Source organism: Actinomadura sp. NPDC047616, from assembly GCF_040642915.1.
Taxonomy (GTDB): Bacteria; Actinomycetota; Actinomycetes; order Streptosporangiales; family Streptosporangiaceae; genus Spirillospora; species Spirillospora miaoliensis.
Genome location: NZ_JBEYTB010000001.1, coordinates 622,441 through 640,505, shown reverse-complemented (window position 1 = coordinate 640,505; position 18,065 = coordinate 622,441). Strand labels below are relative to the sequence as shown.

The following is an 18,065-nucleotide window of genomic DNA, read 5'->3' as shown; positions in this document are numbered from 1 at the left end:
TGCGAAAGCTGTATGCCGTCCCCATGGGGCTGGTGGGCGCCGGCGCCGCCACGTTCGGCTATGCCTCGCTGATCGAGCGCAACTGGTTCCGGCTGCGCCGCTTCGAGGTGCCCGTGCTGCCGCCCGGCCGTCCCTCCGTCAAGATCCTGCACATCTCCGACGCGCACCTGACGCCCGGCCGCCACCGCCTCATCCACTGGGTGCGCTCCCTGGACGCCCTCGACCCCGACCTGGTGGTCAACACCGGCGACTCCATCTCCCACCGCGACTCCATCGGCCCGTTCCTGGACGCGCTCGGCCCCCTGCTCGACCGTCCCGGCGTCTTCGTCTACGGGTCCAACGACCTGTACTCCCCGGTCTTCAAGAACCCCCTGCGCTACATCTGGCGCACCAGCCGCCGCGACTACGCCCGCCGCCGCCGCGAACCCGACCTCCCCTACCGCGAGCTGGGCTCCTCCCTCCAGGCCGCGGGCTGGCTCGACCTCAACAACCGCATCGGCCGCCTCAAGGTCGGCGAACTGGACATCGAGTTCGGCGGCATCGACGACTCCCACATCAACCGCGACCGCTACGACAAGATCGCCGGCCCCGTCGACCCGCAGGCCGACGTCCACCTGGCCGTCATGCACTCCCCCGAACCCCGCAACATGGACCGCTTCGTCGCCGACGGCTACGACCTGCTCCTCGCGGGCCACACCCACGGCGGCCAGGTCTGCGTCCCCTTCTACGGCGCCCTGGCCACCAACTGCGGCATCGACCGCCCCCGCGTCAAGGGCCTGCACCGCCACAACGGCGCCTGGCTGCACGTCTCCGCCGGCCTCGGCACCTCGCCGATGGCCCCGATGCGCTTCTGCTGCCCGCCCGAGGCGTCCCTGCTCACCCTCGTCCCGCGCCGTCCGGCCGAAGAATAGGGACGCACCACTCCGCGGCATCCGCTAAAGTGGTCAAGGCGCCGGGAGCACGTACGACTCCCGGGCAGCCACCACCGGGGTGTAGCGCAGCTTGGCAGCGCGCTTCGTTCGGGACGAAGAGGTCGTGGGTTCAAATCCCGCCACCCCGACACAGAAGTACCAGGTGAGACAGGGTCTCGGAGATCACTCCGGGACCCTTCTTCGTTGCTTGAGGCCGTGGGGAGCCAAACGGGGAACGGCCGTCGGCGCCTGCTGTAGGGCGCCGGGGCCGTCTGACTTCGCCCCACGGCACCGGATGAAGCTGTCAAAGGTGAACGCGGCATCAGGCACACCGTGATGCCCGGCCGAGGACCTCAACGACTTCCCGTGCGGCCAAGGCGCCGTGACGTTCCCACGGACAACGGTCATCACCGCCGCCACGAACTCGCGATGTGACGCCCGTGGCTGATCCCGGGCGGAAACGCCTCGCCTCTGCTGGTTCTCCTGAAGCACTCCACCTCAGGACAACCCGCGATCACTTGAGACTGTTACGACGTGCGCGCATCGAGTACTTGCGTAGCTTGCCGTCCGCACTGCCGCTACTGCCCCAACCGCTGCTGGTCGCGATATGCCAGCCCCTCTGCTTCCGCATCTGCGCCGCGAACGTATCGAGATCGCGGATCTCGCAACCGCAGTCCAGCCAGACGTCGATGGAGATCCAGGCGCCGCTCGGCTTGTCCTCATAGCTGCTGGTCGCCCAACGCACACGATGCTCGTGATCGGCAAGGCCTGTGCGCTCTTCGTCGTGAACGATGCCAAAGGCCCGTGCGTACTGGTCGAGATCGTCAATGACGAACAGGTCGCTTCGCCAGTTACCGGGCCAGGCAGCGAAGAGCCTTGACTCCCCTGCAAGAGCTCTCTCATAGGTCCCGGCGTCCACGCCGTGGGTTACCCGCCCGTCCTTGTGAACCTCGATGTAGCACATCGTGGGGAGCGTGTAAGGGAACTCGGTCCCCATCGCCCCTGCGCTTCTCGGCTCCATCACACTCCCGTGCGATCAGGGAAACAAAGTACGTGAACCGTATCCGAGACGCACGTCACTCGTGAGTCCCCGTAGAAACACTCAACTCCGTCGAACGCTGCATCAACAAGCTCAAGCGATGGAGAGGGCTGGCCACCTGCTATGACAAGACGCCCGACAGCTATCTCGCTGGACTCCACCTGCGCGGATGCTGACCCAGACCCCGAACCTCATCCACAGTGCGTCGTGTCGCGCCCATGGGCGGCGTAGGCGGCCACTCGGCCAAGGGCTTCCAATCGTGGCCGATCTCCGTGACGCGGGTGCGCGGCCCGCTCGCACCGGCCCTGTGTCTCGGCGGGGATCGCTGGATGCCCATTTTCCGGTGTCGGGCGGTCGTCCGCTCGGGAGAGGATGCCGCTGCCGCAAGGAGTGGGTGGGGATGGAGGATCGGGCTGTGGATGTTCGCGGGCTTCTTCGCGAGGCGACTTGTTTCGTTCCTGGGGCGGTTGCCGTCGACGGCGGCGTGACGGCAGCTGATGCTTGTGAGTATCTGGAGCATGACGAGTGGGAGGTTGCGCTCGACATCCTCGTCGAGCTTGGTGACGCGTATCCTGCGGGCACCTCGTTCTGGGATGTTCTGGCTCAGGCCGCACGTCAGATGAGGCTTGAGCGGACCGAGGCGTGGTGCCACTGGCGGTGCTGGGAAGTCGTCCACGGTGTCATTCGCGCCGACCTTCAGCTGGTGCCCTCTGCCGATCCGGGTGGGCGGCGCACGCCCGTCCCTGGCGCTGGAGTTCTTCGCCCTCTGTGGCACATCGGGGACGTCACTGCAGCGGGCGATCCTGACATGTACGTGGCGCGGATCTGGGTCGAGGACGCGTCCGAGCTGGCACCAGGCGCGCGCGGCTCTGTTCGTTTGGCTCCCCTCAGCCCCGAGCGTTGGCGCCGTTTGGCACCGGGCGACTTGATCACCATGCATGAGCGGAGGCCAGTCGCCGGCACAGCGACAATCACCCAGGTCACATTCCCCGGCGGCGTCAGCTGAGTACGTCGACGGCCGGGGGCTTGGAGTGGCTGTCACTTAGCACTCGGATCCTGAGCTGCTTTTTGGCGCAGGTTAGGAGGTCGGGCAGGTCAGGGTTCTGGGGCTGCGGCTCGGGGAGAGGGTGAGGTTCTGGCTAGGTGGTTTCACCATGCGCCGGGGCGTGGGTGGCGCGGCCTCGTCGCCTCTCGTTCGACTCGGTAGTGGCGAGGGTGAGTGACGCTACCTTTCCGCGACGTTAGGCATTGAAGCCGTGCGTGGGTGATGCGGAGGAAGGGCTCCGTTGCGGTGGTTTAAGGGTTGCCTGGGCCAGTGTTTGGGATGTGGTTGTTCGTTCTGCGCACGGGTGGTTTCCATTGAGCGGGGGGTGGCGATCGGTACGGCGAGAGTGAAGGTCGTTTGGCGGTGCTTGTAGTGAGGGCGGGGGCGCGCAGTGGTGGGTGTTGTGGGGGGCGGATTGTTGCTATGTGTTAGGGGATCGTGGCTTTTGGCGGGACGGTCTAGGGGTGCTCGGTGGCGGCTGGGGATTCTGCGGGGGCACGGGGGCGGCGGGCGCGTGAGCAGGCTCTGGAGCTGGCGCGGCGGTCGCGGGAGGCTTGGGAGCTGGCCGGGCGCTGGGAGGCGGCGGCCGAGGCGGAGCGGCAGGTCGCGGCGACGCTGTTGACGTTGACCGGGACGGGATGGCGGCTGCTCGTCGATCGGCGGTGGCCGGGGACGCGGACGGCGAACGTCGACATGATCCTTGTCGGGCCCGGCGGGGTGTTCGTCATCGACGTCAAACGGTGGCGGGACCGGCCGGGAGTCGAGAACGGCTACCTGGTCGCCGGGGGTGAGCGGCGGGACGCGGAGGTCGCCCGGGTGCTGGCGATGGCCCGTACGGCCGACGAGAAGGTCGCCGAGTTCGGGATGTCGCCGGTCGCGGTGCGGCCGGTGATCGTGTTCGCCGGGCATCGGCTGGACGAGCGGATCGGGCGGGTGCGGCTCGTCGGGCATCCCGACGTCGTCCATGCCCTGGTCGCGGAGCCCAGGCGGCTGACGGCCCGCATGGTCAGGGTGATGAGCGAGTACCTCGAGGAGGCGTTTCCGGCCTACGAGGTCACCGTGCTGAAGGGCGGCTCCGTAGACGAGCGGCCCGAGGCCACGGCGTTGTTCGACGTCGCGGAGGTGGAGAAGGCCGCGCTGGACTCGGTGCTGCACGCGCCGATCGAGCGGTGGATGACGTTTCTGCACCCCGATCAGGTGGCGGTGGTGCGGCGCGACTGGGGCGGTCCCGCGCGCATCAGCGGACCGGCGGGGACGGGCAAGACGGTGGTGGCACTGCATCGGGCGGCGCATCTGGCCGCGCGGGGCTCCGGGCGGGTCCTGTACGTGACGTTCGCCAACAACCTGCCCCGGGTGCAGGGGCAGTTGTTCCGGCGGCTGGCGGGGCACTTCGCCGATCGGGTGGAGTTCCGCAGTCTGCACGGCTGGGCGCAGGCGTTCCTGACCGAGCGCGGTGTTCCGGTCAACCTGAACAGCCGCCGGGCGAAGGACGCCTTCTCGCATGCCTGGATGCGGGTCGGGCGCGACAGCGCCCTGGTCGATGTGGAGCCGACGCCCGGCTACTGGCAGGAGGAGATCGACTACGTCATCAAGGGCCGCGGGATCACCTCGCTGGAGGAGTACCGCGAGGTGGCACGGCACGGCCGCCGTACCGCCTTGCAGACGGCGCACCGGGAGGCCGCCTGGCTGCTGTACGAGGAGTACGAACTGCTGCGCAAGCAGCGGGGCGTCGCCGACTTCAACGACGTGCTGCTGGCGGCGCTGGACGAGTTGCGCGAGCGTCCCGCCGACCCGCCCTACGCGGCGGTGATCGTGGACGAGGTTCAGGACCTCACCCTGGTCGGGGTGCGGCTGCTGCACGCGTTGGCCGGTGACGGTCCCAATGGCCTGCTGCTGATCGGGGACGGGCAGCAGGCGGTGTATCCCGGCGGGTTCCGGCTGGCCGACGCCGGTATCGCGCTCAAGGGGCGGGGCACGGTGCTGCGCACCAACTACCGCAACGCCGCGGCGATCTTGGACGAGGCGATGGAGGTCGTCTCGGAGGATCCGTTCGACGACCTTGAGGGGCCGAGCCCCAACGGGCGCCGTACCGTCGACACCACCTACGACGGCGGCCAGGTGATCCGGGCCGTCGCGGCCGACGCCGCCGAACACGACCGGATCCTGGTGGCGGCGCTGCGGCAGTTGCGGGAGGACGGGAACGGGGGCGACGGCGAGGACGGCGCGCTGGCCGGGGCCGCGGTGCTGTGCCGGTCGATCCGCGAGATCGAGCACTACCACCGGGTCCTCACGCGGGCCGGGCTGCCGGTGCTGCGGCTGGAGAACTATGACGGACGTCCTGTCGAGGCCATCAAGATCGGCACCTACCACCGCGCCAAGGGCCTGGAGTTCAAGCACGTCTACCTGCCGCGCCACGACGCGGAGATCCGTCCGTCGGCGGACGGCGATCCGGCCCGGGAGCGTGCCGAGTTGGCCCGCCGCCAGCTGTTCGTCGCCATGACCCGCGCCCGCGATCTGCTATGGCTGGGCTCGGTCAGACGCTGAGGAGGACATACGGGCCGGTCGCGTACGGCGGGACCACCGAAGGGACGCCCGGGGCGGTTGGTCACCTCGGGCGGGGTAGGTGTAGGGGTGGATTCAGCCCGAATGGGGGTTTTCCCGGATGGCGATGAGCAGGAGTCCTCGTCAGAGTCGTAACTAGCGGCAGAGGGTCGAAATCCCCCTGAAGGGAAGGAGGCACACGATGAGCCTCACCTCGCTGAGCGCCGCCGACCTGGCGCAGATCCTGTTCACCTCGCGGCTGCAGGAGTCCGACCGCCCGTCCGCCGAGCAGGTGCGGGCCGCCATTGACGAGCGGCTGTGCGCATGCGGCGGTGACCGTGCGGTCTGCACCGCCTACGTCGCCCAGGAGGCGGGCGACCACCCCGACACGTACGTGACCCGTATGCGCTGGGCCCTGACATCGGTGTCGCGCGCCTACACGACCGCGCCTGCGCGCCGCCGCGCCACCGTCTGATCCCTGCGGACGGCGACATGAACATCCCCCGGACCGAATGCACCGGCCCGCCCTAGCACCAGCTCAGACCAGCAAGGAGAAGCCCGATGCGCCGCTCACGGTTCGCCGAACAGCCCGACGTGATCGTCCCTCGTTCCCTCAAGCAGCTTCTCGCCGAGGACGTCCCCGAGGACACCCGACGCCGGCGCCGACGTCGGTACCGACCGGGCAAAACGACCTTGCTACGCCGCACCACCTGACGTCCGTCGGGACGGCGGGGTGGGCAGAGGGGGTTTGGCTGCCGGCCGGCGGCGCGCGGCGGCCGGCGGCACGCCGGTCAGGTGAGGCGTGGTGTGAGCGGCTGGGCGGGCCGGCCGCTTGGTCTGGGAAGGGTTAGTGTTTGGACTTCTTCTTTTTGGACTTCTTGGCGGAGTCGCCGGACTCCCACTCGTAGCCAGGGGTGTTCTTTTCGCAGTAGCTGTCGCTGACCCTGGTGTCGGTCGCGTCGTGTTCGCACCAGCGGCTGCTGCTGGAGCAGGCGCTCGCGCTGAGCGCGACGACGAGCACGCTCACGGCGAGAATGGCCTTCATCTGTCTCTCTCGGGGAAGATTCGCAGACGCTCACCGAGAGCGTAGCGCAGGCGGTCGAACACCCAGCGCTGCGCGACGATTTCGTCCACAGGTTGTGGACAAGCAGGGCGGCACGCCGTGGGGTGGGCGGTGCTTGCCAGCCCCAGGGCCATGATCACTACCGTGGCGCCATGTCACCAGGTGCGCGAAGGACCAGGTCAGCGCTTGTGTTGACCGGTGCCGTGCTCGCTTTCCACGGCGGTACGGCGGGGGGTGCGGCGGCGGTCGTCGCGCCTGCGGGACCCGGCGCGGCGGCGACCGGCGCGGGCGCCCGGCACGACACGACGGCGGGCGACGCGTCCGTCAGGCATGGCGCGGCGGCGGGCGACGTGTTCGCCTGGCGCGGCGCGGCGGCGGGCGGCGCGGGCGCGGCGGGGCGGGTCGCGCAGGCGTGCCGGTCGGCCGAGAATCCGGGCACGGCGCGGACGCTCGGTCGTGCCATCCAGGACGCGCTCAGCGGACGCACCGGCATCGAGTCCGTGGCCGTGTACGACCGCAGGCGCAAGATCTCCTGCGCGGTGGACGCCGGACGCCACTACGACTCCGCCAGCGTCGTCAAGGTGACCATTCTGGCCGCCCTGCTGCGCAAGGCCCAGGAGCAGGGCAGACGCCTGACCTCGCGTGAGCGCGGCCTCGCCGACAAGATGATCGTCAGGTCGGACAACGCCGCGGCGTCCACGCTGTGGAACTCGGTCGGCCGGACGCGCCTGAACCGCTTCCTCAAGCTGGCCGGGATGCGCAACACCACGCTCGGCGCGAACGGCCACTGGGGCCTGACGCAGATCACCGCGTCCGACGAACTGCGCCTGCTGAAGCTGCTGACCAGCCGCAACAGCGTGCTCACCCCGGCCTCTCGGCGGTACGTGCTCGATCTGATGGGACGGGTCATCCCCGAGCAGCGCTGGGGCACCCCGGCCGGGCGGCCCGCCGGGATCCGCTGGCACGTCAAGAACGGCTGGCTGCCCCGCCTCGGCAGGTACTGGCGCGTGCACAGCGTCGGCACCTTCGACGGACGCGGCCAGGACTACATGATCGTCGTGCTTACCCAGGACTCTCCGACCATGGAGTACGGCGTCCAGACGATCGAACGGGTCGCCCGCGTCGTGCACCGCAACCTCAACCCGGGCAGCGGCTCCGTCATGGGTGATCCCGACGTGCCGTGGGAGGCGTCCGACGGGTCCGTTCCGTCCGATCTCTGAACCTTCACCTGGCGCGGGGGCCCGTGCCCGGGAACCGTCCGGGCACGGGTCTCAAGCCGGTTACTCCAGGGCTCGCCATGCGGGAGTGGTGCAGCCTTCCTCGTAGTCCCACCAGCCCTGGCTTTCGCCGCGTCGTAGCAGGTCACGCACCGCTGGGAGGTCCACGGTGGGCGGGACGTTCAGCGCGACGAGCTCGGCCTGCGCGATGCCCTCGCCCTCCACGCCGAGCGGGGCGAACATGTCGAGGACCGCCCGGCGATCACCGGCCAGGGCGCCGTCCCGGAACACCGCCACGCGGATCGTGCAGTTGTTGGAGCCCTCCACCGCCTCCCTGGCCCAGAGCACGCCCTCGTCGTCCACCTCGGTGCGCACCACGTCGCCGAGGGCGATCCCGCGGACGAAGAACGGGATGTTGGCCACCTCGACGCGGTTCTCGGCGACCGGGAAGGCCCAGACCCGTTCGGAGGTGGCGGGCGGCCAGTCTTCGTCCTCCCTGGGGAGTTCGAACACCACCCGCACCACGTCCGGCTCCGAACGGCGGTCCTGGGACGTCCTCATGCCGACAGCATTCCCATTCCAGGCGATCGCCACCATTCGGACGTTCCGCCCCCAACGCGCGTCCCCTACCGAACCAACGGCGGACACCACCTCCCAGGCCGACCACGGGCATCCCCTGCCAGGCTGGACGCAGCACACCCCACATGCCGGCCACAGCCCAGGCGACGCATGCCAGGCCAAGCGCACCCCGCACGCCGAGCCGGGCGCACCACAACTCCCAACCCGAGCACGGCACACGCCGCATGGCGGGCCAAGTCAGGCAGGCAGCGCACGGTGGACCGGGCGGCGCCCGTCGCACGCCGGACCCAGCGCACGCCGCACGCCGAGCCGGGCGCAGCACACCTCCCAGACCGGGCGCCGCGTACACCGTCTGGCGGGCCGGGCCAGGCAGGCGGCGCATGGCAGACCGGGCAGCGCGCCCGTCGCACGCCGGGCCCGGGCGTACCCCGCACGCCGGGACGGGCGCAGCACGTCTCGCAGACCGGGTGGGGCGCATCCGCATGGCGGCCGGGGGGCGCGCGCCGCGTGACGCCGGCAGGCGGTTCGGGCGGCGTATGCAGTTCGAGCGCTCCGCGCGGCGCTTGCAGGGCCTGACGCACCCCGTATGCCGGGCTGAGCGCAGCGCACCCTCACATGTCGGGCCCGGCGCGGCAAGCACTGCATGGGCGGGGCCGACGGCGGGCGTCGCACGGTGGGGTGTCCGCGATACTGAGGGGCATGGTCGACGAAGAGCGCTGGAAGGCCCGGTTCCGGGCCGCGCGAGTGAGCCTGCCGGGCTGGGCGCACGCCGCACCGCACCGTTGTTTCTACCGGTCCAACGTCACCGGGACCTGGGAGATCTACGCCTGGGACCGGACGACCGGTGACAAGCGGCAGGTCACCGACCGGCCCAACGGCACGTGGCTGGGTGGCGTCGACCCCACCGGCGAGTGGATCTGGTGGTTCGCCGACACCGACGGCGACGAGTTCGGTGTGTGGATGCGGGCCCCGTTCGAGGGCGGCGACAGCGTCCCGGCCGTACCCGGGCTGGAGCCGTCCTACCCGGCCGGGCTGGCCTTGGGCGGCAGCGGCCTGGCGCTCGTCGGCCGCACCACCGAAGCGGGCAACTTCGTCCACCTGTGCGCGCCCGGCGCCGAGCCGCGGGTGCTGTACGAGCACGCCGAGGACGCCCACGTGGCGGCGCTGTCCCGGGACGAGACGCTGATCGCCATCGGGCACAGCGAGCACGGCGACAGCAGGCACATGGCGCTGCGCGTGGTGCGGCCGGACGGCACGACCGTCGCCGACCTGTGGGACGGCCCGGGCAAGGGCGTGTACGGCGCCGGTTTCGCCCCGGCCCCCGGTGATTCGCGGCTGCTGGTCCACCACGAGCGGCGCGGCCGGGACGAGATGCTGATCTGGGACCCGGTCGCGGGCACCGAGCAGGAGATCGTCCTGGACCTGCCCGGTGAGATCGTCGCCGACTGGTACCCGGACGGCGCGGCGCTGCTGATCTCCCACTCGCACCAGGCGCGTGTCGAGCTGTACCGCTACGACCCGGCCGCGGACGAGCTTGAGCGCATCGACACCCCGCGCGGCGTGATCGGCGGCGCCACCGCTCGGCCGGATGGCACCGTGGAGTTCTCCTGGTCGTCGGCCGCCGAGCCGCCGGTGATCCGGTCCACGTCCGGCACGGTGGTGCTGACGCCGCCCGGCCCGCCCGCGCCGCCGTCCGTGCCCGTCGAGGACGTGTGGGTGGACGGCCCGGGCGGACGCATCCACGCGCTGGTCAGGAAGCCCCAGGGCGTCGCGGGCCCGTACCCGACGGTGTTCGAGGTGCATGGCGGCCCGACCGCGCAGGACGTCGACTCGTTCGTCCCGTCGACGGCCGCCTGGGTCGACCACGGGTTCGCGATGGTGCACGTCAACTACCGGGGGTCCATCGGGTACGGGTCGCAGTGGCGGGACGCGATCGAGGGCCGCGTCGGCCTGACCGAGCTGGAGGACATCACCGCCGTCCGCGACTGGGCCGTCGAGTCCGGGCTGGCCGACCCGGCCCGGCTGGTGCTGACCGGCGGTTCCTGGGGCGGCTTCCTCACCCTGCTCGGCATCGGCACCCGGCCCGACGACTGGTCGGTGGCGGTGGCGGCGGTGCCGGTCGCCGACTACGTCGCGGCGTACGAGGACGAGATGGAGGGCCTGCAGGCGTTCGACCGCAGCCTGTTCGGCGGCTCCCCCGAGGAGGTGCCGGAGCGGTACCACGCGTCGTCCCCGATCACCTACGTGGAACAGGTCAAGACGCCGGTGCTGATCCTGGCCGGTGAGAACGACCCGCGCTGCCCCATCCGGCAGATCGACAACTACCTGGCGCGGCTGGCCGAGCTGGGCCGTCCGCACGAGGTCTACCGGTACGACGCCGGCCACGGCTCCCTGGTGGTGGAGGAACGCATCAAGCAGATGGCCGCCGAGATCGCCTTCGCCCGCAAGCACCTCGGCATGGCATAACGCACCCCCCGCCGGGCTCGGTGCGCTCCGGTCCTCGGTGCGGTCGGCGTACTTCGCGTGGCGCGGTCGGTGCGCCGCATTCTTCGGCGGTGCCGGGTGGGTGGGCGATCGGGGCGGTCAGGCGCGGACGTCGCGGATGACGCCGACCAGTTCGCGGGTGACCGACTTGAAGCCCGGCAGCCGGGACATCGTCACCATGCGGTTCACCAGCGGCACGGTGCGTTCGATCAGCAGGTACGTCTTGCGGCAGCCCGGCGAGCTGTCGTGCACCCAGTACAGGACGATGCCCATCGAGTACAGCCACAGCAGTTCGGGCAGCTCCTGGCGGAACTCCGGGTCGATCTTCAACGTGGAGCCGTCCACCACCTCGCGGTAGATCGCCACCGCGGCGGACCGCGCCGGGCCGGACTCGGCGCTGAACGGGTTGAGCGGGCTGGTCGGCTCGGCGGCGAACTTGAAGAACTTCCCGGCGAACTGGTGGTACGGCACCATCGTGTCGACCCGGGCCTTCAGCACGCCCAGCAGCCGGGGCGCGAAGTCGCGCTCGCGGGCGAGCACCGCCCGGCACGCCTTGACGTGCTCCTCCTGCAGCTCGTCGTAGTACGCCTGGATCAGCTCCTCCTTGGAGCCGAAGTAGTAATAGGCGTTGCCGACCGAGACCCCGGCCTCCTTGGCGATGGCCCGCATCGTCGTCGCCTCGTACCCGCGCTCGCGGAACAGCCGCAGCGCCGTCTCGACGATCAGCGCCCGGGTCTGCTCCGACTTCACCGGCTTGGTCTCGGTCACGTTCGCCACCCTAAATCTCCCGCCGCGCTGCCACCCGGGACCGGCCACGTCCGTCCGGGCCGGGCAAGGGACGACGCGTCCGCCCGGTCAGCACTTACCGTCCGGTGAACTCGGCGGCGACCAGTTCGGCGATCTGCGCGGTGTTGAGTGCCGCACCCTTACGAAGATTGTCCCCGCACAGGAACATGTCCAAGGCCTTCGGGTCGTCCAGGGAACGGCGCACCCGTCCCACCCACGTCGGGTCGGTGCCGACGACGTCGGCGGGCGTGGGGTACTCGTGCGCTTCGGGATCGTCCAGCAGCACCACGCCCGGCGAGCCCGCCAGCACCGCCTGCGCCTCCCGCTGGTCGACCCGGCCGTCGAAGACCGCGTGCACCGCCAGCGAGTGCGTGGTCACCACCGGGACGCGCACGCACGTCGCCGACACCTTCAGGTCCGGCAGGCCGAGGATCTTGCGGGACTCGTCGCGGACCTTCAGCTCCTCCGACGACCAGCCGCCGTCCTTGAGCGACCCCGCCCACGGCACCACGTTCAGCGCCAGCGGTGCCGGGAAGGGGCCGAACTCGCCCACCGCGGCCCGCACGTCCCCGGCCCGGTTGCCCAGCTCCCGCTGGCCGCCGACCCGCTCCAGCTGGTCGTACAGCGTGTCGATGCCCGCCTGGCCGGCGCCGGACGCGGCCTGGTACGAGGCGACGACCAGCTCGCGCAGCCCGTACATCCGGTGCAGCGCCCCCAGCGCGACGATCATCGACAGGGTGGTGCAGTTGGGGTTGGCGATGATGCCCCGCGGCCGGTTGCGCGTCTGCTCGGCGTTCACCTCCGGCACCACCAGCGGCACGTCCGGGGCAAGGCGGAACGCCCCGGAGTTGTCGACGACCACCGCGCCGTGCGCTGCCGCGACCGGCGCCCACTCGGCCGACACCTCGTCGGGCACGTCGAACATCGCGATGTCGACGCCGTCGAACACCTCCGGCGCCAGCGCGAGGACCTCGACCTGCTCCCCCCGCACGGTCAGCTTGCGACCCGCCGACCGCGGCGAGGCCACCAGCCGGATCTCCCCGTACACGTCGTGACGGGTGGACAGGATGCCGAGCATCACGCCGCCGACGGCGCCGGTGGCGCCCACGACGGCCAGGGTCGGCTTGGAGCTCATGTTCGGGCTCTCCCTCCCGCTCGGCCTCGACGCACCCGGTCTCCGGAGCGACCGGCCGAGTTCATGGTGTCGCGCTCACGTTGTCGTCGTCCTTGCCTGCCATCCGGTGCGTCCAACGATCCACCGCGCCGCGGCGTTCACCGAACACCCACCGTTCTGCCGCATCCCCCAAACACCCGTCCCCGCGCCGCATTCGCCAGACGCCCACCGCCACGCCGCAGTCGCCGAACGCCCGTTGCTGCCCAGCATTTGCGGGACCCGCGTTGCCGCCGTTCTCGCGGACGACCGCCGCCGCACCGCACTCGCCCGACGCTCACCGCCACGCTGCATTCGCGGCCCCTTGCTCCCATGCCGCAGCCGCTGGCGCCCGCTGCCACGCCACGGTCGCCAGACGCCCGCCGCCGCACCGCAGCCGCCGAACGCCCGTCGCTGCGCTGCAGTCGCCAGCCGCCCACTGCCACACTGCATTCGCGGGCCTCCCGCTCCCACGCCGTATCCACCGGACGCCCGTTGCTGCGCCGCAGTCGCCGGACGTCCGCTGCCGTGCCACGTTCGCAGGACGCCCGTTGCCGCCGTTCTCACGGACGACCACCGCCGCACCGCGTTCACCGGACACTCGCTGCCGTGCCGCGGTCGCCGGACGCCTGTTGCTGGGCTGCATTTGTGGGACGCCCGTTGCTGCACCGCGTTTGCCGGACGCTCTCATAGCCGTATTCGCCTCTCCGCCCGTCCGTCCAGCGACCTGGCACCGACGCGTCGCCCCTCGGCCTTCCGGCACCCAACACCCCGGGCTGTCCCCAACGATCAGCGACCGGAGGGCGAGGCTGAGGTGAGCGCCGCCAGACAGCCGGTGCTCGAGGGAGTGCCGGACAGGTCCGGCGGCGCGGCAGGGCGGTGTCCCACGGCGTCGAACACTTCGCGCCACGGTCGGCGGGATGCGGCCCACACCACTCGGTGGGGACGCGCGGGATGCGGGTGGCTCGTCCATGCCGCCGAAGGGGGCGACCCGTCGTCGTTCCCCTCCGGCGCGTCCCGGCGGAGGGAGGGACGCCGCGTCTGCCGCCACGGTCCGTCCAGCGTTTCGGTTTGTTAGGCACATCCGCGACGCACCTGGCCCCAGACGCGACCGGGCCGCCCCCACGAGACGTCGGTTGCTTCGAGGGCCTCGGAGCGAGACTGAGCGCCCGCCCCCCGGGCGCCCCAGTCGCCACGCATGAGCGGCTGCTCGCCGGACGAGTGACGTCGGCGCTCCGAGGATGCCGAGGCCTGCCGACCAGGCCGATCGTCGGCTTGCGATCCGCGGGTCCACGACCCGGTCGCCACGTCTGACCGGTTGGTCGCCGCGCCGGATGTCGGCCGCCCGCACGTCGTGATCGACGTCGGGCGGCCGGCCCAGCCGACAACCGGGCCGAAATCCGGCCGACGGCCCAGGCCGACAACCGGGCCCACGGCCGCCGATCGTCTCGCGGAGGCGCTCGGCGGCCGGTTCACGACTCGTGGATTCCCGGTCGGCGGGACGGCCGGACACGGTCGCGGGCGGTCAGCGTCCGGTGCCTCCGTAGACGACGGCCTCCACCTGGTCGGAGTCGAGGTCGAAGGCGTGGTGCGCGGCGGCGACGGCGGTGTCGACGTCGTCCTGCGCCACCACCACCGAGATCCGGATCTCCGAGGTGGAGATCATCTCGATGTTGACCCCGGAGTCGGCGATGGCCGAGAAGAACTTGGCCGTCACGCCCGGGTGGGAGCGCATGCCCGCGCCGATCAGCGAGATCTTGCCGATCCGGTCGTCGTAGCGCAGCGACTCGAAGCCGATCCGCTCCTTGACCTTGTTCAGCGCGGCCAGGGCGCTCTGCCCGTCGCTGGCCGGCAGGGTGAACGAGATGTCGGTGCGGCCGGTGGACGCCGCCGACACGTTCTGGACGATCATGTCGATGTTGATCTCGGCGTCGGACAGCACCCGGAAGATCGTGGCCGCCTCGCCCACCTTGTCCGGGACCCCGACCACGGTGATCTTGGCCTCGCTGCGGTCGTGTGCGACCCCGGAGATGATCGCCTGCTCCATGTCCTGTCCTTCGATGTCGTCGCTGTCGACCACCCAGGTGCCCTCCCGCTGGCTGAACGAGGAGCGCACATGGATCGGGATGTTGTAGCGGCGGGCGTACTCCACACAGCGCAGGTGCAGGATCTTGGCGCCGCTGGCGGCCATCTCCATCATCTCCTCGTAGGAGATGCGCGGGATGCGCCGGGCGGGCGGGACGATCCGGGGGTCGGCGGTGAAGACGCCGTCCACGTCGGTGTAGATCTCGCACACGTCGGCGTCCAGCGCCGCGGCCAGCGCCACGGCGGTGGTGTCGCTGCCGCCGCGGCCCAGCGTGGTGATGTCCTTGGAGTCCTGGGAGACGCCCTGGAAGCCGGCCACGATGGCGATGGAGCCCGCGTCCAGCGCGTCGCGGATCCGGCCGGGCGTGACGTCGATGATCCTGGCTTTGCCGTGGGAGCCGTCGGTGATCACACCGGCCTGGGAGCCGGTGAACGACCGCGCCTCATGGCCCAGGTTGGCGATGGCCATGGCCAACAGCGCCATCGAGATCCGCTCCCCGGCCGTCAGCAGCATGTCCAGCTCGCGCCCGGGGGGCAGCGGGCTGACCTGCTCGGCCAGATCGATCAGCTCATCCGTTGTGTCACCCATGGCGGAGACCACGACGACCACGTCGTTGCCCGCCTTCTTCGTCGCGACGATGCGCTGGGCGACCCGCTTGACGCACTCGGCGTCCGCTACGGAGGAGCCACCGTACTTCTGCACGACAAGAGCCACGGGTGGCGCTCCTCGGATCGGGGTCTGACGTACCGGCGACGAGTCTACCGAGGCCGCACCACTGGATTACGAGCAGATAACTACCGAAATGTGGCCAGAAATCCCAACATCTGGGACGGGACGGCCGTCAGTGTGCGTCGTGATTCATGGGGAGAAACCGCTCGGACGCCGCCATCCACAGGGCGAAGGCGAGGTAGCCGGCCTCGAAGGCGACCAGGTCGTCGTCCCATCGCCGCCCGCCGCGCCGCCGTGACGCCTGCAGCAGCGCCGCCCCGCCGACCAGGTTGAGGCCCGCCCAGACCGCGTTGACCGCCGGACCGGACCGCCGCCCGGCGAGCGGCGTCATGTGCCGCCGCCCCGTGACGGCCGTGGCGAGATGCGGAGCGCTGTTGGCGACCAGCGCTCCCGCGGCGAAGGACAAGATTCGTGACGAAGCCATCCGCCGATGCTAGGCCCCGGCCACTCGTCCGCGCCTCGCGCCCACATGGACGGGGCATAGCGGCAACGGGACGCCCTCCAGGCGCAAGCGCACCGGGCAGTTCCCCAGACGGAGACGCGCCGTACACCCCGCCGGGGGAAGCGCCTAGCGAACCGCGGGCACTTCCTCCGCCACGTTCAGTCGGGCGTTGGCGACGACGGCGTGCAGGGCGCGCAGGGCCGCGCCGGCGTGGTTGCCCCAGTGGTTGAAGTAGGAGTACTGCCACCACCACAGCGCCTCCAGGGGGCGGTCCTGCTGGTAGTGGCGCAGGCCGTGGACGAGGTCGCTCGCTACGTCGACCAGGTCGTCCGAAAGCCGGTAGGACGTCGGCTCGGTGTCCTTGTACGGGTCGAAGACCTCGACGTACTCGTCAATCGCCAGCAGCCGCTCGGCCAGGCCCTGCCGCACCGCGTCCAGGTCGGGATCCTCGCCGACCTCCGGCTCCCAGTTGTCCGGCAGGATCACGTCCTGGCTCGCCCCCAACTGCGCGCCGGCCAGGATGACCTGCGAGACCTCCAGCAGCAGCATCGGCACCGTGTGCGGGCCGGCCTCGCCGCGCGAGACCGCCTCGAGTCCGCCGAGGTAGTTCTCCACGTGGCGCGCCACCCGTTCGGCGAGGGCGTTCCAGTCCTGCGGGCTGTTGGTGTCAGACATCCAGGAGCCTCCGTCCTTCGAATGCGCGGCCGAGCGTCACCTCGTCGGCGTACTCCAGGTCGCCCCCCACCGGCAGGCCGCTTGCCAGGCGGGTGACGGTGATGCCCATGGGCTTGACCAGGCGGGCCAGGTAGGTCGCCGTGGCCTCGCCCTCCAGGTTCGGGTCGGTGGCCAGAATCAGCTCGGTGACGGTGCCGTCCGCCAGGCGCTGCATCAGCTCGCGGATGCGCAGGTCGTCGGGGCCGACGCCCTCGATGGGACTGATCGCCCCGCCCAGCACGTGGTAGCGGCCCCGGAACTCGCGGGTCTTCTCGATCGCCACGACGTCCTTGGACTCCTCGACCACGCAGATGACGTGCGGGTCGCGGCGGGCGTCCCGGCAGATCCGGCACTCCTCCTCCTCGGCCACGTTCCCGCAGGTACGGCAGAAGCGGACCTTGTCCTTGACCTCCTTGAGGGCCTTGCCCAGCCGGTCCACGTCGGCGGGGTCGGCGGCCAGCAGGTGGAAGGCGATCCGCTGCGCGCTCTTGGGGCCGACGCCGGGCAGCCGGCCCAGTTCGTCGATGAGGTTCTGGACGACCCCTTCGTACAACGGTCCGTTCCTTCCATGCTCGTTCTGCCGGGGGGACAGGTGGGTTGAGGTCGACCCTGGGCGGGGCCGGGGCCGGGCCGCCCGAACGACGGGCGGGCCGGATCCGATCGCGGGTCAGGCTCCGGGCGCCCCACCCGTGCCCGGCAGACCCGGCATTCCGGGGATGCCCGGCATGCCGCCTCCGCCGAGTCCCTCGGCGAGCGGGCCCATCTTCTGCTCCTGCAGCAGCGCCGCGGCCCGGGCGGCGTCGCGGATCGCGGCCAGCACCAGGTCGGCGATGGTCTCGGCGGTGTCGGCCGGGTCGTCGACGTCGATGGCCTTGGGATCGATGGAGATCGCGGTCACCTCGCCCTGGCCGTTGACCGTCGCCGTCACCAGGCCGCCGCCCGCGCTGCCCTGCACCTCGGCCTCAGCCAGTTCGCGCTGCGCGGCGAACAACTGCTCCTGCATGCGCTGGGCCTGCTGCAACAGCTCCTGGATGTTCAGACCACCGGGTTCCACGGTCACTCCGTTTCCTCTCGGCCCCTCAAGGGACCTTCCTGGCCCCTCACGGGACCTCGTGCTCGGCGACCCGACGACCACCGCACGTCTGTCTTCCCGAGACTACGGGTTTCGAACGTAATGCGGTACGTGCCTCCGCCGGGACGCCGCCGACGCCGACGCCCTTCCCACGCCGACCGTATCGCCCCCCGTACCGCCGTCGTCCCGCACCTGGGCCCGCCCCCA

The 18,065-nt window shown here is 70.9% G+C and carries 16 protein-coding genes and 1 tRNA gene; 7 read left to right on the top strand and 10 right to left on the bottom strand.

Annotation, left to right across the window (positions count from 1 at the left end):
* Positions 1 to 23: 23 nt before the first annotated feature.
* Together ABZ801_RS03065 and ABZ801_RS03060 are read left to right on the top strand one after the other, a co-directional pair.
* Positions 24 to 911, top strand: a complete 888-nt coding sequence (locus ABZ801_RS03065) for a metallophosphoesterase (RefSeq protein WP_344953050.1) — start codon at positions 24 to 26, stop codon at positions 909 to 911.
* Positions 912 to 986: 75 nt separating this feature from the next.
* Positions 987 to 1,060 (top strand) — tRNA-Pro (locus ABZ801_RS03060).
* A gap of 365 nt (positions 1,061 to 1,425) precedes the next feature.
* Here the strand turns inward: ABZ801_RS03060 and ABZ801_RS03055 are convergent.
* Positions 1,426 to 1,875, bottom strand: a complete 450-nt coding sequence (locus tag ABZ801_RS03055; protein WP_360691986.1) for a hypothetical protein — start codon at positions 1,873 to 1,875, stop codon at positions 1,426 to 1,428.
* Positions 1,876 to 2,350: 475 nt separating this feature from the next.
* Between ABZ801_RS03055 and ABZ801_RS03050 the strand changes: the two genes are divergently transcribed.
* From ABZ801_RS03050 to ABZ801_RS03040, 3 genes are all read left to right on the top strand, one after another.
* Positions 2,351 to 2,956 carry a hypothetical protein gene (locus tag ABZ801_RS03050; RefSeq protein WP_360691983.1) on the top strand — a complete coding sequence of 202 codons (606 nt, stop codon included), beginning with the start codon at positions 2,351 to 2,353 and terminating at the stop codon, positions 2,954 to 2,956.
* Positions 2,957 to 3,466: 510 nt separating this feature from the next.
* Positions 3,467 to 5,539 (top strand): UvrD-helicase domain-containing protein, encoded by a 2,073-nt coding sequence (locus tag ABZ801_RS03045; RefSeq protein WP_360691980.1) that lies wholly within the window; start codon positions 3,467 to 3,469, stop codon positions 5,537 to 5,539.
* Between the two features lie 199 nt (positions 5,540 to 5,738).
* Positions 5,739 to 6,011, top strand: a complete 273-nt coding sequence (locus tag ABZ801_RS03040; protein WP_360691977.1) for a hypothetical protein — start codon at positions 5,739 to 5,741, stop codon at positions 6,009 to 6,011.
* 372 nt (positions 6,012 to 6,383) lie between these two features.
* Here ABZ801_RS03040 and ABZ801_RS03035 read toward each other — a convergent pair whose 3' ends face one another.
* Entirely contained in the window at positions 6,384 to 6,581 is a 198-nt protein-coding gene (locus ABZ801_RS03035) for a hypothetical protein (RefSeq protein WP_360691974.1), read from the bottom strand.
* A 221-nt stretch (positions 6,582 to 6,802) separates the two neighbouring features.
* Between ABZ801_RS03035 and ABZ801_RS03030 the strand changes: the two genes are divergently transcribed.
* A complete protein-coding gene (locus tag ABZ801_RS03030; protein WP_360691971.1) occupies positions 6,803 to 7,819 on the top strand; it encodes a serine hydrolase in 1,017 nt (338 codons plus the stop codon).
* A 60-nt stretch (positions 7,820 to 7,879) separates the two neighbouring features.
* Here the strand turns inward: ABZ801_RS03030 and ABZ801_RS03025 are convergent, their stop codons facing one another.
* Entirely contained in the window at positions 7,880 to 8,377 is a 498-nt protein-coding gene (locus tag ABZ801_RS03025) for a DUF4265 domain-containing protein (RefSeq protein WP_360691967.1), read from the bottom strand.
* Between the two features lie 717 nt (positions 8,378 to 9,094).
* Between ABZ801_RS03025 and ABZ801_RS03020 the strand changes: the two genes are divergently transcribed.
* Positions 9,095 to 10,861 carry a prolyl oligopeptidase family serine peptidase gene (locus ABZ801_RS03020; protein WP_360691964.1) on the top strand — a complete coding sequence of 589 codons (1,767 nt, stop codon included), beginning with the start codon at positions 9,095 to 9,097 and terminating at the stop codon, positions 10,859 to 10,861.
* Between the two features lie 117 nt (positions 10,862 to 10,978).
* On the opposite strand, the gene ABZ801_RS03015 is transcribed toward ABZ801_RS03020, so the two are convergent.
* The 7 genes from ABZ801_RS03015 to ABZ801_RS02985 all read right to left on the bottom strand — a co-directional run bounded on the left by ABZ801_RS03015 (position 10,979) and on the right by ABZ801_RS02985 (position 17,840).
* Positions 10,979 to 11,647, bottom strand: a complete 669-nt coding sequence (locus ABZ801_RS03015) for a TetR family transcriptional regulator (protein WP_360691961.1) — start codon at positions 11,645 to 11,647, stop codon at positions 10,979 to 10,981.
* A 94-nt stretch (positions 11,648 to 11,741) separates the two neighbouring features.
* Positions 11,742 to 12,800: an aspartate-semialdehyde dehydrogenase gene (locus tag ABZ801_RS03010; RefSeq protein ID WP_360691958.1), complete on the bottom strand. Its 1,059-nt coding sequence runs from the start codon at positions 12,798 to 12,800 to the stop codon at positions 11,742 to 11,744.
* 1,540 nt (positions 12,801 to 14,340) lie between these two features.
* The gene (locus ABZ801_RS03005) at positions 14,341 to 15,615 is read right to left on the bottom strand and encodes an aspartate kinase (protein ID WP_344958303.1); all 1,275 of its coding nucleotides are present in this window, start codon (positions 15,613 to 15,615) and stop codon (positions 14,341 to 14,343) included.
* Positions 15,616 to 15,742: 127 nt separating this feature from the next.
* Positions 15,743 to 16,054, bottom strand: coding sequence for a hypothetical protein (locus tag ABZ801_RS03000; protein WP_360691955.1), 312 nt, complete (start codon positions 16,052 to 16,054; stop codon positions 15,743 to 15,745).
* A gap of 144 nt (positions 16,055 to 16,198) precedes the next feature.
* Positions 16,199 to 16,747, bottom strand: a complete 549-nt coding sequence (locus tag ABZ801_RS02995; RefSeq protein ID WP_344958299.1) for a DUF5063 domain-containing protein — start codon at positions 16,745 to 16,747, stop codon at positions 16,199 to 16,201.
* A complete protein-coding gene (gene recR, locus ABZ801_RS02990) occupies positions 16,740 to 17,339 on the bottom strand; it encodes a recombination mediator RecR (protein WP_344958297.1) in 600 nt (199 codons plus the stop codon). Before recR ends, ABZ801_RS02995 begins: the two co-directional genes overlap by 8 nt.
* 114 nt (positions 17,340 to 17,453) lie before the next feature.
* Positions 17,454 to 17,840 carry a YbaB/EbfC family nucleoid-associated protein gene (locus ABZ801_RS02985; RefSeq protein ID WP_344958325.1) on the bottom strand — a complete coding sequence of 129 codons (387 nt, stop codon included), beginning with the start codon at positions 17,838 to 17,840 and terminating at the stop codon, positions 17,454 to 17,456.
* Between the last annotated feature and the right edge of the window lie 225 nt (positions 17,841 to 18,065).

Excerpts from the sequence above, each read along its gene's own strand:
- ABZ801_RS02995 (WP_344958299.1), bottom strand. The coding sequence starts at position 16,747 with ATGTCTGACACCAACAGCCCGCAGGACTGGAACGCCCTCGCCGAACGG.
- ABZ801_RS03050 (WP_360691983.1), top strand. The coding sequence starts at position 2,351 with ATGGAGGATCGGGCTGTGGATGTTCGCGGGCTTCTTCGCGAGGCGACT.
- ABZ801_RS03025 (WP_360691967.1), bottom strand. The coding sequence starts at position 8,377 with ATGAGGACGTCCCAGGACCGCCGTTCGGAGCCGGACGTGGTGCGGGTG.
- ABZ801_RS03055 (WP_360691986.1), bottom strand. The coding sequence starts at position 1,875 with ATGTGCTACATCGAGGTTCACAAGGACGGGCGGGTAACCCACGGCGTG.
- ABZ801_RS03000 (WP_360691955.1), bottom strand. The coding sequence starts at position 16,054 with ATGGCTTCGTCACGAATCTTGTCCTTCGCCGCGGGAGCGCTGGTCGCC.
- ABZ801_RS03010 (WP_360691958.1), bottom strand. The coding sequence starts at position 12,800 with ATGAGCTCCAAGCCGACCCTGGCCGTCGTGGGCGCCACCGGCGCCGTC.
- ABZ801_RS03020 (WP_360691964.1), top strand. The coding sequence starts at position 9,095 with ATGGTCGACGAAGAGCGCTGGAAGGCCCGGTTCCGGGCCGCGCGAGTG.
- ABZ801_RS03035 (WP_360691974.1), bottom strand. The coding sequence starts at position 6,581 with ATGAAGGCCATTCTCGCCGTGAGCGTGCTCGTCGTCGCGCTCAGCGCG.
- ABZ801_RS03040 (WP_360691977.1), top strand. The coding sequence starts at position 5,739 with ATGAGCCTCACCTCGCTGAGCGCCGCCGACCTGGCGCAGATCCTGTTC.
- ABZ801_RS03065 (WP_344953050.1), top strand. The coding sequence starts at position 24 with ATGGGGCTGGTGGGCGCCGGCGCCGCCACGTTCGGCTATGCCTCGCTG.